This is a genomic window from Prescottella equi (genome assembly GCF_020171745.1).
Lineage (GTDB): Bacteria > Actinomycetota > Actinomycetes > Mycobacteriales > Mycobacteriaceae > Prescottella > Prescottella equi_A.
This window is the reverse complement of sequence record NZ_JAIVAH010000020.1, coordinates 62,511-77,633: the sequence shown is the minus strand read 5'-3', so window position 1 is coordinate 77,633 and position 15,123 is coordinate 62,511. Positions and strand designations below refer to the sequence as shown.

Below are 15,123 nucleotides of genomic sequence, written 5' to 3'. Positions count from 1 at the left end.
CGAGCGGAGTTCGTAGCGAGCGGCCCGTCCCCGGTAACCCAGGGGCGGGCCGTTCGCGATTCGCGGCCGAAACCTTTCGTGGGTGCTAGGTTTCGGTCAGTCGGGGGTTCTGGTGGAACAGCCGAGGGGGATCTTCATGCGTGCCGTTTTTGCTGCGGTCGTTGCGTTTGCAGTGTGTGCCGTCGCCATGCCTGTGGTGGCAGCGTCGGGCGCCGGCGCCGATCCGCTGCCCGTGCCGCACAACTTCTACGACGGGATCGGGCTCGAGACGGCGAATCCGGGCGGCTCGATTCCGGGTTCGAACGACTGGACCTGCAAGCCGACCGAGGCCCATCCGAATCCGGTGATCCTCGTCCACGGTACGGGTGCGAATCGGCAAACCAACTGGGCCACTTACGTTCCACTGTTGAAGAACGAGGGCTACTGCGTGTTTGCGCCCACCTACGGGACCCGACCGGGCGCGACATGGCCGATGAGTGCCTTTGGCGCGCTCATGCCGCTCGACCAGAGCGCCGAGGAGTTGGCGGTCTTCGTGGACGAGGTGCTCGCGGCCACCGGCGCGAGCAAGGTCGACATCGTCGGCCACTCGCAGGGCACGCTGATGCCGAACTACTACGTGAAGTTCCTCGGTGGCGCGGCGAAGGTGGACAAATATGTGTCACTGGCTCCGCTCTGGGGTGGGGCCGGCTCTTTCGGCGCCGGTGAGATTACGGGCCTCGTGAAGCAGTTCGGGCTTAAGTCGTTGCAGGAGCAGACGTTCGGCCAGCTGTGTGCGTCCTGTCTGGACATGGCACCGGGTACCGACTTCGTCGAGAGGATGAACGAGGGCGACACGCCCTATGCTCCCGGCGTCGAGTACACGAACATTGCCACCAGGTACGACGAACTCGTCGTGCCGTACACCAGCGGTCTCGTCGCCGGTCCGAACGCGACCAACATCGTCGTCCAGGACCAGTGTCCGCAGGACTACTCGGAGCATGCGGCGCTTGGGGCATCGCCTGTCGCGGCAGGCTACGTCCTCAACGCACTCGATCCACAGCACCCGCGTCAGGTGCCGTGTGTGGTCATCGCGCCGTTTACCGGTTCGCCGATCGGGTAAGTCAGGCCGACTCGATCGCGCGTGGGTAGATCGCGGGAATGGCAGTTGTGCTGCCCCCAGCGGGAGTTGAACCGGCAGCGTCCATCGCCGACAGGTTCCTGAGCGATGAATGGACGGGGATCGCCCCACGTGGGGCAGGAGTGGAAGTCGGATGCCCCACATGGGGCAGGAGTCCCGCGACCTCGAGCCTTTGAACTGTGGTTTTGTGGTGCCCCCGGCAGGAATCGAACCTGCGACCTAGAGATTAGGAGACGACAGTTCTTGGAGTCTCCCTGGATGCCTCGGAGGATCTACGGGCGCAATCGGTTTCGGTCTCGAGACATCTCGACGAATCTCTCTCGATCTCGTTAGTTCTTCCTCATTTGCGATGAATAAGGGATGAGCAGGGGAGCGGAGTGTCCGTGACGCCTACCCGATAGGTGAGACGCCGGGATCCACGAGGAGGCCGGTCATCTTGAAGGCAATGTCAGTCTTCGCGATCTTCACGGCGCTGAAAGCGGTGCGGCCGTCGATCGTCCCGGACGCGATGATGTCGTTCGGACCACAGGCTAGGGTGCGGCACCTCGCCCAGGAGCCTCGGTTGTGATCAGGATGGGTTTGGATCCTGTACCAGCCCGCAGGGATCCGCGAATAGGTCAGATCGACCGTGTCGCCCCCGACCGGGTAGATGCCGTCAGCCACGTATTGGGTCGCAGGCTGATCGCCTGTCGATGCAGGTGCAGCATCGGCGCCTCTGGTTTTGGTGGCTTGTACGGTGACGGTTTCAGTCACGGTGGTTGGTGTTGATGCGTCACTGTCCGATCCGCAACCCGCGACCGCGAGCACCGCGACACCCGCCCCCACCACAGCAACCAACCGTCGAACCATCACAATCCCACCCCTCCGCCGTCTATGCAGTTCACCGCAGCATAGCGACAGTATTGGGCACAAAGCCGGCCTTCGTGGGGGCCCTTACCGAAGCCGCGGGCGACTGTGCGGGTCCTGTTCGTCTGAGTCGTCTGAGAACCACAGCTCGAGTCCCCACGACGTTGCAGCGACGAGTTGGTTGTACAAGTCCTCAGCGGCCCTCATCTGTCTCTCGATCTTGCCGTCGCCGACCGACCACAGCGTCAGGATGTGGTTGCTGTTCGCGTCTTCCGGGTCGCGGTTGACACCTACCTCGACAGACACGCCATCGAACACGAAGTTGACGGGTGCATCGGCGATCGGGCTCACGCCACGTAGCCGGCCAAGCTCGCTGGCGACATCCTCAAGCGCGCCCGGGGCATCAAGCAGGATCATCTCGACCCTCGACATAGGCCCTCCAATCGCTACAAGAATCCCCAACCGCAGCCGCCACTGCCGAGCCCTCACGCCGACCCGCCGCCGTTTATGTAGTTCACGGGAGCGTAGCGGTCATCGAAGGCTCCAAGTCATACGATCCACCCCACGGGTTCGCACCTACAGCCTGGGGTGCCCCGATCTGGACCGCCGTGTACGCAGCGTCCCGACACCGCCGCCATCTACTCGGTCGACCGCCTCATTCACTCGTCCCCGAGAAGCTGCCGCATTACTTCGTTGCCGCGCTGGTTAGCTGCGTCGAGCATCTCCATAAACCTGGCGGCCCGTTCCTGGCTGTCGCGGTTGTATGTTCCCGCCTGAAGCCCCTCAAGGGCGTCCCGCCCTAGCTGAGCATTCAGAGGAGCCTGCGACGGCATGGGGCCCGCGTTTCGGACCCCGGTAAAGAGGTACGGGAGGACCATCTCACACACGTATCGCTGATACAGGTGAAGCTCCGCGGGGATTGGGCGCCATAGATCGGTGTGTGGGCGTTGGATCGCTGGATAGGGGTACAGGTCGAAGGCCACCAGTTGCCCTTGCGGCACCGACAGAATGTCCTTGCCTACCTCGAACCGCTGCCCGTCTGCATGCCACTCGTAGCTTGGATCCTGGACGGGAGACATCGGGTCGACCGCAATGCCGGCAAAGACACTTCTGACCACTGCAACGTTGAGTCGCCGATGCTTGTCGTAGTTGGACCATTCAGCCAGACCGATGAGAGGGTGGTGGTCAACTAGCGGGGCTCCGGTCTCATCAACTGGTGTCTTGAACAACGGCATTGACTGGTCGGGTTGCGGCACGGGTGCGTCGGTATCCATCTCGCCTGGATGGAACGGCTGCAGGGCGCGCAGCCGCTCGGAGAGTGGAGTTCCTGGACCAAGTTCGGGAACAAGCGCCTTCCGCGCACGACACCATTTGTTGTACTTGGACTCATCGCGGCAGATGGGAAAGGCTGTCTGACGCAACGCTTCGCTTTCGAGTTCGCGGCCGCCGGCCGCCTCCACGAGCATCAGGACCGCATGATCGAGCGTTGAACGCAGCTGATTGATTGCATCGCCGAACAAGAGCCCCACCAACGGGGGCGGTTGCTTCACGCTCGTGAGGTGTAGATACTCGCGCCCGTTCCTGACTCTCGACTCGAGGTCGAGCGGGTCACCGGACTTCCCGTAGTCGGTCAGTACGTCCATGAGGTCGGCGGACAGCGCATCGGCGCGAGCAACTTTGTAAAGGAGGGGTAGCGCGTAGTCGGGCAACCACTCCGCCGCAGCTTGACTCATGATGCGGAACATACACGCTGGTCGAGACGTTTGCGGTAGCCCGCGGACCCGCCGGACACTCGCCGGACACCCGCCGAGTCACGCAGCAGCATCCCGATGCGGAGCACTGCCCGACGCGGGAACAGAGCGATCTGCCGGGCGCGAGGGTCGAGGTTTGAGAGGTCCCCGAAGGACTTCTCAAATTCCGATCGGATGCCGACACGGTGTCCGTTAGCGGAGGGCCTCGCGATAACTTATTGCCCCGTTCGATATTTTGCGGACGCCCGACGACGATGACCAGGCTGTTCGGAACCTAGGCAAGTGATCGCTGCGGATACGCCGAAAGTGGGACCCCACAGTGATTGTGGGGTCCCACTGTTGATGGATCGTGTCAGTCGGCTGGGTCTGCCTCGTCCGAGTCAGGGCAGGCCAGGCCTAGTGCGATCTGTTGCAGCTCTGCCCGACCTTCGTCGGTGGCTAGGTCGGGATTTAGCCTGACGCAGAGTTCGGCAAGGGCGTGAACCAGGTTGAATGCGTGTCCGGCGTTTTCGGCGTCGGCGACGAGTTGCGCGACCGCACGCGGGTCGCCGGCGGTGTGATGCATTAGGACGGCGACCGCGGTTCGGGCGTCGTCGAGGTTGGTTTCCGTGGAGGGGTCCCAGTCGGGGCAGCTGCGTAGGGCCTCGTTGGCGAGGTCGCCGCGCGCCATCCGACCAACTTTGAGGGCTGCACCGAACTCTGTGCCGACGACTTTCCAGATGAGGTGTTCCATCTTGCTTTCGCGGTTGTCGTCAGCGATCAAGTCGTACAGGTGCGGGACAGGCTTTCCCTGCGCTGCTGCGAGTCCCGTTGTGAGCCAAAGCCCGGCGACGACGAACTCGTCCCACACAGGTTGCGCCTGCTGGTAGAGCGCCATGACCTGCTTAACGTCGCCGAGCACACATGCCTCGATGTAGCTGCCAGCGAGGCGGCAAGTGTCCGGTGATACTTCTGGCTTCATACTGCAGCCCTCTCGATCGTGGTCTTCATCGGCCACCCTTGCGGGAGTATCGGCGCGTGTGGTGTTCGATCCCGCGCCACATCTTTCGTTGCGCCTGGTCCCAGTCGGTGGTGTGGATACCGCCGTTGATGATGAAGCTGGGGGCGGCCCCAGCGATCGCTGACTCGACTATGCCGCGCTGGTTGTCGCGCAGCCACGTCTCGACTTCCCCTGATTGCTGGCTGGCGAGGTCATATGCGCGATTCATGAACGTGGCCTGGGGGTTCGAGGTTTCGAACCACCGCATTTCGGCTTCCCGTGCTTCGAGGACGGGATCAATCTGCGGGAGCCAGTCGGGGGCGGACATGGTGGTGAGGTCGAGTTCTTCATCTTCGGGCCGCCACGGGTTGATGTTCCGATAGCTGCTGGTCAGAGCCTCGATGAACTTCGGGTCTTTGAGGACGTCGACCAGCGTTTCGAATGCCTTCGTCTGCTGAGGCGACAGAACCCGCTCAGGTTCGAGCGTCCATTTCGGCATGAACCCGAGACCGTCCGCAATGCCGCCCTGGTCGTAGCCCTGCCCTTTGCCCCACTGGGTTCCGAGGTCGTCGCCCCACTTGTAGCGGTACCAGCGGAGCGCAGCGGACAGGCTCGCGTCCACATTGGTGCGATCGTTCGGCAGAGTCGGGTTGCGGTAGGACGCGAACGTGCCGGGCGTGACCTGCATGGGGCCGACGGCCTCGTTGCCGCCTGAGTTCACATCGATGACCTTCTGCACGATGTTCGGGTCACCGCCGGATTCGGTTTGCATCTGCCGTTTGGTGAGCATGATGTTGCGCTCGGAAGGCTCCCAGCCCTCACGGATCAGCGCGGCAACGATGTTGTCGTGCCACTGCTCCACACCAGCGGAGATATCCCACGGCGTCGCGCCCGCATCCAGCGATCCGAACCTGCCCGCAAGCTTCCGGATCTGGTTCCCTGCGGCACCAGTGAACGCGTCGAACAACTTGCCCGGCACCTGCCCGAACAGAGAAGCGCCGAAGTCCGGCATCTGCCCGCGCAAATCGGCCAGCGGCTTATCGAACTTGTCCTGAAGCAGCCGAGCCGCAGCGGCACCGAATGACATCCCACCCGCCAGCGGAGGAAGATTCGCGGGCCGACCGTCTAGGGCTTCCTTGATCGCCAAATGCAGGTGGTCGCCGTGCTCGCCCATCGTGCCCGCGCCGTAGGCCGCGAAGCCATCACCGACGAACTTGCCGTCCATAATGTTGTGGCCGAACGGGTTATGGATCAACTGAAGTGTCTTGTCAGCCCAGTTCGCAGCCCACCAGCCAGCCATCTCCTGCAGTTCGGGCGACGAGTTCGCGCCAGCACCAACATTGGAGAAGTCGGCGGCCATGCCCTTGGAGTGATACCCGCTGTCCGTGAACCGCAGCCCCGAGGTCAGCGACATCATCGGGAACCGTTCCGCGACAACGTCCCGCATCGAGTCGACGATGCCGCCGTTGGAGTAGTAGCCGGCGATCTGGTCGGAGAGCTTGCGTACCCCGGCGACACCGCCCGTGCGGGCGGCCGCGTTCATCGAGTTGATGTAGTCGTGTCCCATCGCCGCCGCGAACTCGGGCCGCATCACAGCTTCACCCGGACCGACAGCAATCACGCGATCGTCGACGCCGGGCGCGTAGCCGGACATGATGCCGCCGGTCGAGAACCCCTCGATCTTCGGGACCGTCACGGTCCACTCAGGTAGATCAGGCACGACGGTGCGGACACTGTTCCAGGCGTCCCGCAGGCCCGTGTTCAGGACCTTCTCGATGATCCAGTTGATCGGATTCGCGACCGAACCCTTCAGCCCGTCCCACGATTCCCCGATCCCGGTCACCGTGTCGGAGAACTTCAGCGCGAGATTGTCGAGGGCGAGACCGAGGCCGAAGAAGTGGATCTGCCCGATCGTCGACACCATGTTGCTGGTCGAGTTCGCCAGATCCACTTCACGCTGGGCGGCGTTCTGCACCAACGCGATCGTGAAATGGTTCGCCAGATCGTAGAGCGACTCCGTCAAGATCCCGAACGACACCTGAATCGCCAACGCGCCCTGATCGCCCGTCACCTTCGTGACGAACTCCGACCAGCTCGCGGCAGCGACACCTTGGAGGCCTTCGGTGAACGCCTTCCGGATTTGCTCTGTTCCACTGAGGATTCCATCGAGCGAGGGACGGACCTTGTCGTCGAAACCGGCTTTGACCGCGCCGGCGTACGAGTTCCACGACGCGATCGCCTGCGAGTAGTCCGGTCCGGATGATTCCGCCGCAGGTGCAGGTTCCTGCCCGAGAAGCGGATCCAGTGCCGCAGGCGTGCTCGGCAGGCCGATCGTGGGGAACGCCCGCCCCTGCGGATCCGATGTGGTTGCCGCGTTGGTCGCACGCCCCGTCGGGTCCAGCAGGCCTTGGAGGTCGCCGCGGGTGGGACCGGGTGTCTGTTCCGCGTACAGGTTCTGCATCGTCCGCGGCATCGCATCGAAATCCGCATCCGAGATCGGAATCGACGGACGCAGCGCAGGACCGGCAGAAGGCGCAGGCGCCGGCGGTGGGGCACTCGGGGCCGGTGCGGGACGAGTCGCAGGAGCGGGTGGAGCCCCTGCAGCACGGTCGATCATGGGGCCTAGCGCGAAGAACGCCTCGTCCGAGTTGAGGTTGATGGACCAGCTGTTGTCTTGGAGGTTCCGGGTCGGCTTGAAGCCGTTGCGGTCGAGCGCATCCTTCTGCGCGGGTGTCAGCTGCCCCTTGACCACCGCGGTGTTCCGGTTCGGCATTGTCGGCTCAATCTCGATGCCAAGCGGACCACTGTCGTCGACGGATAGGTTTCGGAAGTAGTCTGCGATCTCCGGAGTCACAGCGACAGCGCCACCCGTCGACTCGTTCGTGCGCTGCCAGCCTTCCTGACTCAGCCCCAGGTGCTGCCGCTCAGCGTTAACGCTTGTCAAAAGGTCGAGCGCTGAATCGCCAGCGAAGTCACCTTCGTTGGTCATCCAGTGCTTCAGGTCACGCAACGCGTATTGGTTGCCCGGCCGGGACTCATACTCCCGGTACTTCGCGAGTGCAGCCTTGTCGCCGGCAAGAGCATCGGCGACCATCTCGAGCGATATACCGTCTCGCTCGAACGCGGCCATCGGCCCTTTCTGCGTCCGCAGGTTGCCGATGATGTCGTTGTTGAGCCGCTGGCGGACATCGTTGTACGCAGCAGGGTCTGGCTCGATGATGGCGTCCAGGTACCGCTGGGGGGTTAGTCCGAACCCGTCTGCCGTCTCAAGTCGCCCGTCGGTCTCAGCCTTTTCCCGGATGGTGTCGACTGTCGACTGGGTCACCTTGCCGGTATCGGCATCGAGCGTGTTCCGCAGGTTCTTGATCGCCTGCTCATGTTCCTCGGCAGCACGCTTCGCATCACGCTGCGAACCTGCGAGTGTGGCAAGGACACCGACCGCGGCAGCGATACCGAGCGCGAGAACACCCATCGGGCCGAGAGCGAACGACAGTCCACCGAGTGCGGTCTGGACGCCCGTGATCACGGTCGTGATCGTCTTGAACACCATGAACCCAAGAACGATGTCCCGCGTCAAGCCAGGGAACTTCTCCATCAGCGCGACGATGCCGCCGATGATCGGGGTGACCAGCGAACCCCATGTCTGGAAAGCCGGCACGACGCTATTGATGATGAAGCCGCCGAGACCACTCAGGATCGGCGTGATCTTGTCGAGCATGTCGCGGAACGAGCGGAAGAAGTCCTTGATCTTCGTCTGTCCGTCAGTGGATTTCAGGTAGTCCTTCATCTTGCCGGTGGCGTCGTCGAGGCTCTTCAGCATCCCCTCGCCCTCATCGCGAGAGCCCTTGAAGATCGCGCTGATCGACCCGAACACGTTGCCGACGATCGAGCCGAGGGTCTTCAGGGTGTCGATGCCGCGCTGGAAGAACGCCGCCAGATCGCCGTTGTCGCGGCTCTTAGACACGAACTCGGAGAACCGCTGTGTTGCGTCTCCAAGCCCTTTCGCAATCTGCGGCAGGAAGTCCGATCCGACTGTGGTCAGGTCGATGAACACCTGGGAGAGGGGCTTCATCGCCTGCGCGAGAGAATCGGTCGCGGTCTTCGAGTTGGTGAGGAAGTGGGCGAAGTCCTTCTGTGCCGCGTCACCGGAGAACACTCCGAGCGCCGACTTGAGACCGCCGTTCAGTACCGACGCGATCCCCGACAAACCCTCTTTCAGGGTCGGAAGCTGGGTATCGGCGAGCGCGACAATCGAATCACCCATCCCGTCGAACAAGCTTTCCTGGGTGGCTTCGCGGAGGGCCTTCCAGCGGTCGCCGAGACCACGAACCTGCTCGACAAATCCACGTGCCCCGGGGGTGAGGTTTTCGAGCGCTTTCGCGTACTTGTCGGCTGAATCGCCGCCGGCCGAGAGGGCTTCATTCACCGAGGCTTGTGCGTCCGCGACCTGCTGTGCGGCCCGAGCGTTGGCCTTCGCGGCGTCAGCCTGTGCTTCCGTCAGATCCCGCTGCGCGTCGACCGCGCCCTGGTCCGCTTCCGCGACACGTTCCTTCGCCGCGACGACGATGTCGGCGCCCTCGACACCCTTACGGTTCGCTTCCTGCGCTTCGGCTGCGAGTTCCTGGTTTCGGTGCCGGACATCCTCGAGGTTCTGAATCGCCCGCTGATAGCCGACACGGGCCTCGTCGCGGTCCAGTCGGCTGTTCCCTGACTTGCCGACCTCAGCAATGCGTTCCTTCGCGCGCCGCACCGCCAACTCGGCTTCGCGCTCATCCAGGACACTGCCCTTCAGAGCCCGGTTCAGGTCGTCGATCTGATCGACCGCGTCCTTCCGTGCACTAGTCAGGTCCTTCTGCGCGTTCACCGCCGACTTCTGTGCCGACTCCACCCCACGCTCAGCCGACGCCACTTGACGGGCACCCTGCACCTGCGTGTCAGAGGCCGACTCCACAGCAGACTGCAGCTGCTTCTGCGCCGACGCTTGCGCTTTCGCCGCCTGCTCAGCTTCCTTTGCATCATTCTCGGTCAGAGCAGATCCGGCCTTGAACGCCTTCAACACCCCGGTGCTGCCGATCATGATCGCGGCGAGTGCCGCTCCTGCCGCAGTGGCCGCAGCGGGCAGCAGCGCAAGAGCGTTACCGACCTGCGCGATCTGGCCGACCAGCGGCACCAAATTGACGGCACCCACCGCCGCCAACGAAGCCTTGAGCATCGTCGCCATCGACAATGCGCCACCCATGCCACCCATGCCACCCGCGCCGCCACCGCCGCCCAGCCCCCCGCTCGTCCCGACAGGGATGCCGTGCAGCAACGCGCGAAGCGCGACAGCCTGCGCCATCAACGACGACAACTGTGATGTCGCACCCGTCGTATCGAGATCGACGTTTAGCGTGATGTTTCCCGCGGACGCCTTGAACGCCGCAAGCTGGGCTTTCGCGATCGTGAAGTCGAGGTGGGCCGGCAACTTCAGCGCCTTACCCTTGGCGATCCCCTGCACCGCGTTCAACTTGGTCGCGAACCCCGTGAAGTCCGGTTCCACCCGTAGCTTGATCTTCGGCAGGTTCACCATCTTGAGGTCTGCTCGAACCCGCTGACCGAGTCCCGCCAGGTTCGCCTCAACCTGAACCTTGATGTGGGACTTGTTGTCCAGCGGGCGCAGGTTCTCGTTCAGGTCCTTCACGAACCCGGTCATGTTCGGGGTCGCTTTGACCTTCACGTGCGACTTGTTGTCGAGTGGTCGCAGTTTGGTGTTCAGCTCGCCGATGAACCCGGTCAGGTTCGCGCCGACCTTGACCGACACGTTCTTGCCCGCCAGCGCCGTCTTCGCGTCCGCGACCGCCTTCGACGCGAAACCCTTCACCAGTTCCGGGTTCATGAAGACAGTGCCCTCAACCCGGCGGCCCTCGACCTGAGTCTTCAGCCGCGACTTCCAGTTCGGCGCAAGACTCGGATTGACCTGGATGTTCGCTGAACCAGCGTTGTAAGGCCCATCAACCATGGCGGGGTTCTCGATTCAGTTGTCGATCAAGTGCGGGACTGGCAGTCGTTAGAGGCGTCAGTCAGTGATGCGAAGGCGCGGCCTGTGTCACGCGCGGGGTGACTTCAGAGGGGCCACGAAGTAGCCGGAGGCACCGCTCGGCCGAGAATCCGCGGAGCCGGATGAGCAGCGTTAGTAGACGGGGATGCAGTGGCACACGAGGTGTGCGTTGCGAGACCAGTGGCTGTAGTGCCCCGATCCGAAGGGGCGACTGAGAACCACGACAAGCGAGGTGGCCTGTCCCGCCGGGACCACACCAACAGTGGACGTCGCATCCATCTCGACGTCGAAATACGGCTGGATGCGGTTCGACGCGACGATCGCCGTTTGCCTGTTGTCGGAGTCGACGCCGTTCGGGAAGCCGGTGCCGAGTCCCACGATCTGCCCCGCCGCAGACCCGATCCGGACCTCCGCATCAACGCGGGTCTTGAAGTCCGCCGAATGTGTCTGCGTCTCGATTGAACCGAACACCATCGGCCGCCAAGACGTCGCCTGCGCGGGAATCGGCAGCGTCGCAACGACCTTGCCGTCCACCGAGTTGTTCAATGATTCCGCCGGGAAGCTCGCGAAGTCGATCGAGTAGGGGCCCCGAACACCAGGGTTCCGGACAGGCTTGAACTTCGAACTGCTCGACTGCCACGCCAGCAAATCGCCCTGCTGAGGAGGGGAACTGTTGTCGTAGTCCGGGGCCGTCCGTAGTGGCCCCGGGCCACCGGCCTCACCAACCGCGCCCTGGATGCCGCGAGGGATACCGATGTTCAACACCTGATGCGGTGCCGTGCCCGTGATGGACAGCGTCGCATTCGAACCTGTGGGCAACGTTGTGACCGTTCCGACAGTCAGCTGGTTCGCCAGGCCCCGCGGCCCCGGCGCACCAAACGCGCTCGCGAACACGATCCAGCTAGTGCCCGTCCAGTAATGCATGGCGTTGGTCTCGGAGTTCCGAAACGTCCACCCATTCTCGTCGGGGCCGACCAGCTGATTCTCGATCGCCAACTGGTTCGTCATGTCGCCCTGCCACTCGAACGGATACGCAGGCTCGCCCTTGTCGCCCTTGTCGCCCTTGTCCCCCTTCTCGCCCTTCCGCATCTCCAGCCGCCCATCACGCGGGTTGACGTTGAACGAGTAGAGCTGACCCGGCTGGTCGTTGTTGTCATCGACCCCGATCAGCTCGACGCTGTTCAGGAACTCGCGAAGTGTCGTCAAAGTGCTCTCCTGCAGAAGGACGGAGGGTGTGAGGTCAGGTGTGTTCGATCCAGTCGATGACGTCCTGGAGCAGGTGTTCGGCTTCGTTGTATTGGGTGCCGTGTTCGCGGTAGCGGGCGTAATGTCCGGACGCGTAGATGACACCGCGGATGTTTCCGTCAGCGCCTTCGTTGTCGGTCGACGCCTCGATATGGGTGGCGTTGAAGCCGGTGCGCCAGCGGGACTCCCGAGCCCAATAATCCGCGCCCTGCTCACACACTTCCTGGATGTGGTCCCGCAGATCCGAACTCGTCTGCAGGTACTCCTCAAGGTTGTTGCCGGCAGCTGAGTACTCCACAGCCGTACCGCCTTTCACAGGGTGACCCGATTTGCAGTGAGTGGGGGCGTGGCGGCTCAGCCGGAACATCGGCGAGAGGGCCGGTCGCCGTAGCTCAACAGCGAGCCGCCACACCCAGACCCCCGGGGAGAGGTGGCCCCAGGGGAGACGGCGGGGTACTCACCGAGTGGGTACCCGAAAAGTCGTACAGAATACGACCGTTTTATGTATGGTCTGCGTATGGCACGGCACAAGCGCACCGCAGACCCGAACCAGGTTGTCGCCTACCTTCGTGTCTCGACCGAGGAGCAGGCCCTCAGTGGAGCAGGCTTGGACGCGCAGCGCGCCACAATCGAGGCCGAAGCGGAGCGGCGTGGATGGACCATTATCGAGTTCTTCTCTGACGCCGGCATCTCTGGCAAATCAATCGCTAACCGTCCGGCGCTTGGCGAGGCGATCGCCGCGATCGAAGAGGGTCGTGCGGCCGCGCTCGTAGTCGCGAAGCTTGATCGGCTCTCGCGATCTGTTGCCGATGCGTCCGCGATGCTCGAACGCGCTGGCCGTGAGGGATGGCGCATCTTCTCCGCCGACCTTGCGATCGACACCACCACCCCGGCAGGCGAAGCTGCCGCTGGCATGATGGTCGTGTTCTCACAGCTAGAGCGGCGTCTTATCAGTCAGCGCACCAAAGACGCATTGGCGATGAAGAAGGCCCAGGGAATCCGCTTAGGGCGGCCGAGTGCGGTGCCACCCGCCCTGGTGCAGCAAATCGTGGACGCCCACAAGGAAGGCATCTCACTTGGGCGCATCGCCAAGCGGATGAACGAGGCCGGCATCCCAACTGCGCGCGGTGGCGTCAAGTGGTATCCGAGTACTGTTCGGGCGATTTTGGAAGGCCAGCTAGCAGCCGACCTAGCTTCCCAGTAACCGGAGGGCAACTATCGCACCTTCGATCCGCGCGAGCATTTCCGGCGACGCTGCCATACCGCTTTCCGTGATTCCGGTACGCAGGCGCTCAAGCCAATCGGCGACATCACCAGCGAACGCGACCCGCTCGGCGGCCCCCGCAGGCAACTGAGTCCGCAACGCCGCGAGCACGGTCTCGAACTCCACTTCGCCAACCTCCACCCGCTCGAGCCTACGGCTACGTCGGACTGCACACCGAAGACAAGAGTCCTGCCATGCCATGGTCGATGAAGTACCTCTCCACCCCCGGTGTACAACCTCAGCCCCGTTGCGTCACGGTGACAACAGATCGCAGCCGGGCCTCTCCGCCCTTCCCGCTCATATGGGGTGGGAAGACAGACCGAAAACCCCACCATCAAAACGGCGAAGGGGTTCCCCGGGAAAGTGTTCGTCGAAGTCCGCGACACCCGACACGCGCGCCACAAGTAATAAGGCGGTTGCACGACAGTGGTTAGCAGAGGTGCCGGTGATGGATTGGGTGTTGCACCGGCCTACGTGGCCGCGAGAGTGTCGAGGTCTGGGCACCAGTCCGGGCACTCGGGTGGTGTCGGTCGCCCGAATGATCTGTCGAGGTGTTGTCCGATGTCTAGGACGCGGCCTCGGCACGCCTGGTAGACGCGCAGGTAGCCGAGGAGTTCGGCCGCTGTGACGCCATTCGACTGCCAGATGGGTCGCGTGTCCTGGAGGCGCCACTCGGCATGGTTGAAGTTCTGCAGGGCTGCTTCGAAGTCGTTCTCGGCGCAGTACCGGTTGATGAACTCGTATGCCATGTCGTGTTCCTCAGCGTCCAGCTCGGCTGGCGGCGGTGTCGAGGATATGGCGCAGGAAGGGTAGCTCGTCGGTGATGTCGTCATCGACGAGCGGCTGGAGTGGCTGGCCTGCAGCCTTGGCGGCCGCTCGGGCCTGGTAGCCGGCGGCGGTGAAGCGGTCGTGAGCTTCGAGGCAGCGTTTGAAGTCATCAGGCGGCCGGCGCTGGAGGGCGTGTTCGGCGGCGTGGATAAGGTCGCGGCGAGCGGCGTAGAACGCGGCGTGCGCTGCCCTGTGCGCCTCAAGCTCGGGCGTGATGATGGCGGTGCTCATGTCACCAGCCTCGCTTGGCGCGGACCCGGGCGCGGGCAGCCTCGAACTCGTCATTACTCGCTTGTTTCGCAGCGTTCTTCTCGGCGATCTCGCGGAGTTCTTCAGAGCGCTCTTCTGCTTGCTCAGCCTGCCATTGCTGAAACTGTTTCTGGCGCTCAGCGTGTTCCTCGTTCATTCGCTGCGCATGTTCCGACTGGGCCTTGAATGCGGCCGACTGGACGGAACTGCGCCCCGTTTCACGGACCAGCTCGTTCTCTGTCTGAATCCTGCGGCGGGCTTCACCGACAACGCCCTCGAAGGCGCCTTCCGTGCGCTTGCGGACAACTTCTGCGCGTACTGCCATCATCACTTCACGGTTCTCGGCAGCGACCCGTTCTGATTCTTCACGTTCCGCATGAATTCGAATGAGTTCAGCCTCACGCTGAGCAACCTGATCTTCTCGCCATTTCTTCATCGCGAGGCTCTGCGCTTCGCGTGCATCAGGTGAATACATGGGGCACCTCTTACGTTTGCAGGACAGTTTGGAGTGGTAGCGGGCTGGTGCGGAAAGTCAGAGGCCGTTGTTAGCGTTTTCACGCTGAACTTCGGTCAAGATTTCCGTATATCTATCCGGGTTTTCGGCGGCGATCCGGGCGGCTTCTTGATGCTCGGCGAACGCGCGGAGCTTTTCGTCGATCCGCGCCCTGCCCGTAGCACCCGCTTCGTCTCGTTCATGGCCCAGATGTATTGAGACCGAATGCTATTCGGTCTGTCACCCGGTTGGGCAGTGATGTCAGCCATTCGGGATCTCGATTGTAAGCGGCTGGTGTAGCTCGTGAAGGGCTC

Annotated in this window: 13 protein-coding genes and 1 tRNA gene; 2 read left to right on the top strand and 12 right to left on the bottom strand. The window is 63.1% G+C overall.

Annotated features, from left to right (window positions below):
- Nucleotides 1-136 precede the first annotated feature (136 nt).
- A complete protein-coding gene (locus LCL87_RS17130; protein ID WP_225021747.1) occupies nt 137-1,099 on the top strand; it encodes an alpha/beta fold hydrolase in 963 nt (320 codons plus the stop codon).
- Nucleotides 1,100-1,305: 206 nt separating this feature from the next.
- Here LCL87_RS17130 and LCL87_RS17125 read toward each other — a convergent pair.
- From LCL87_RS17125 to LCL87_RS17090, 8 genes are all read right to left on the bottom strand, one after another.
- Nucleotides 1,306-1,399 (bottom strand) — tRNA-Ser (locus LCL87_RS17125).
- Between the two features lie 108 nt (nt 1,400-1,507).
- Complete coding sequence (locus LCL87_RS17120; protein ID WP_225021745.1) at nt 1,508-1,870, bottom strand: hypothetical protein; 363 nt, start codon at nt 1,868-1,870, stop codon at nt 1,508-1,510.
- Between the two features lie 180 nt (nt 1,871-2,050).
- Complete coding sequence (locus LCL87_RS17115; RefSeq protein ID WP_225021743.1) at nt 2,051-2,395, bottom strand: hypothetical protein; 345 nt, start codon at nt 2,393-2,395, stop codon at nt 2,051-2,053.
- 227 nt (nt 2,396-2,622) lie between these two features.
- The gene (locus tag LCL87_RS17110; protein WP_225021741.1) at nt 2,623-3,696 is read right to left on the bottom strand and encodes a hypothetical protein; all 1,074 of its coding nucleotides are present in this window, start codon (nt 3,694-3,696) and stop codon (nt 2,623-2,625) included.
- Nucleotides 3,697-4,066: 370 nt separating this feature from the next.
- Nucleotides 4,067-4,711 (bottom strand): hypothetical protein, encoded by a 645-nt coding sequence (locus LCL87_RS17105; RefSeq protein ID WP_225021739.1) that lies wholly within the window; start codon nt 4,709-4,711, stop codon nt 4,067-4,069.
- Nucleotides 4,701-10,691 (bottom strand): hypothetical protein, encoded by a 5,991-nt coding sequence (locus tag LCL87_RS17100; RefSeq protein ID WP_225021737.1) that lies wholly within the window; start codon nt 10,689-10,691, stop codon nt 4,701-4,703. Before LCL87_RS17100 ends, LCL87_RS17105 begins: the two co-directional genes overlap by 11 nt.
- A gap of 171 nt (nt 10,692-10,862) precedes the next feature.
- Entirely contained in the window at nt 10,863-11,936 is a 1,074-nt protein-coding gene (locus LCL87_RS17095) for a hypothetical protein (RefSeq protein ID WP_225021735.1), read from the bottom strand.
- A gap of 34 nt (nt 11,937-11,970) precedes the next feature.
- On the bottom strand, nt 11,971-12,273 hold the full coding sequence (locus LCL87_RS17090; RefSeq protein WP_225021733.1) for a hypothetical protein: 303 nt from the start codon (nt 12,271-12,273) through the stop codon (nt 11,971-11,973).
- Nucleotides 12,274-12,492: 219 nt separating this feature from the next.
- Between LCL87_RS17090 and LCL87_RS17085 the strand changes: the two genes are divergently transcribed.
- Complete coding sequence (locus LCL87_RS17085) at nt 12,493-13,179, top strand: recombinase family protein (RefSeq protein ID WP_225021730.1); 687 nt, start codon at nt 12,493-12,495, stop codon at nt 13,177-13,179.
- On the opposite strand, the gene LCL87_RS17080 is transcribed toward LCL87_RS17085, so the two are convergent.
- The 4 genes from LCL87_RS17080 to LCL87_RS17065 form a co-directional block, all read right to left on the bottom strand.
- On the bottom strand, nt 13,165-13,365 hold the full coding sequence (locus LCL87_RS17080) for a hypothetical protein (RefSeq protein ID WP_225021729.1): 201 nt from the start codon (nt 13,363-13,365) through the stop codon (nt 13,165-13,167). The genes LCL87_RS17085 and LCL87_RS17080 overlap by 15 nt on opposite strands.
- Before the next feature lie 344 nt (nt 13,366-13,709).
- Complete coding sequence (locus tag LCL87_RS17075; protein WP_225021726.1) at nt 13,710-13,988, bottom strand: hypothetical protein; 279 nt, start codon at nt 13,986-13,988, stop codon at nt 13,710-13,712.
- A gap of 10 nt (nt 13,989-13,998) precedes the next feature.
- Entirely contained in the window at nt 13,999-14,298 is a 300-nt protein-coding gene (locus tag LCL87_RS17070; protein ID WP_225021723.1) for a hypothetical protein, read from the bottom strand.
- 1 nt (nt 14,299) lies between these two features.
- A complete protein-coding gene (locus LCL87_RS17065) occupies nt 14,300-14,791 on the bottom strand; it encodes a hypothetical protein (RefSeq protein WP_225021722.1) in 492 nt (163 codons plus the stop codon).
- Nucleotides 14,792-15,123: the final 332 nt, after the last annotated feature.

What these genes read in the sequence shown, in the direction of transcription:
- LCL87_RS17130 (WP_225021747.1), top strand. Translation starts at nt 137, where the DNA reads ATGCGTGCCGTTTTTGCTGCGGTCGTTGCGTTTGCAGTGTGTGCCGTC.
- LCL87_RS17115 (WP_225021743.1), bottom strand. Translation starts at nt 2,395, where the DNA reads ATGTCGAGGGTCGAGATGATCCTGCTTGATGCCCCGGGCGCGCTTGAG.
- LCL87_RS17110 (WP_225021741.1), bottom strand. Translation starts at nt 3,696, where the DNA reads ATGAGTCAAGCTGCGGCGGAGTGGTTGCCCGACTACGCGCTACCCCTC.
- LCL87_RS17100 (WP_225021737.1), bottom strand. Translation starts at nt 10,691, where the DNA reads ATGGTTGATGGGCCTTACAACGCTGGTTCAGCGAACATCCAGGTCAAT.
- LCL87_RS17085 (WP_225021730.1), top strand. Translation starts at nt 12,493, where the DNA reads ATGGCACGGCACAAGCGCACCGCAGACCCGAACCAGGTTGTCGCCTAC.
- LCL87_RS17075 (WP_225021726.1), bottom strand. Translation starts at nt 13,988, where the DNA reads ATGGCATACGAGTTCATCAACCGGTACTGCGCCGAGAACGACTTCGAA.
- LCL87_RS17070 (WP_225021723.1), bottom strand. Translation starts at nt 14,298, where the DNA reads ATGAGCACCGCCATCATCACGCCCGAGCTTGAGGCGCACAGGGCAGCG.
- LCL87_RS17065 (WP_225021722.1), bottom strand. Translation starts at nt 14,791, where the DNA reads ATGTATTCACCTGATGCACGCGAAGCGCAGAGCCTCGCGATGAAGAAA.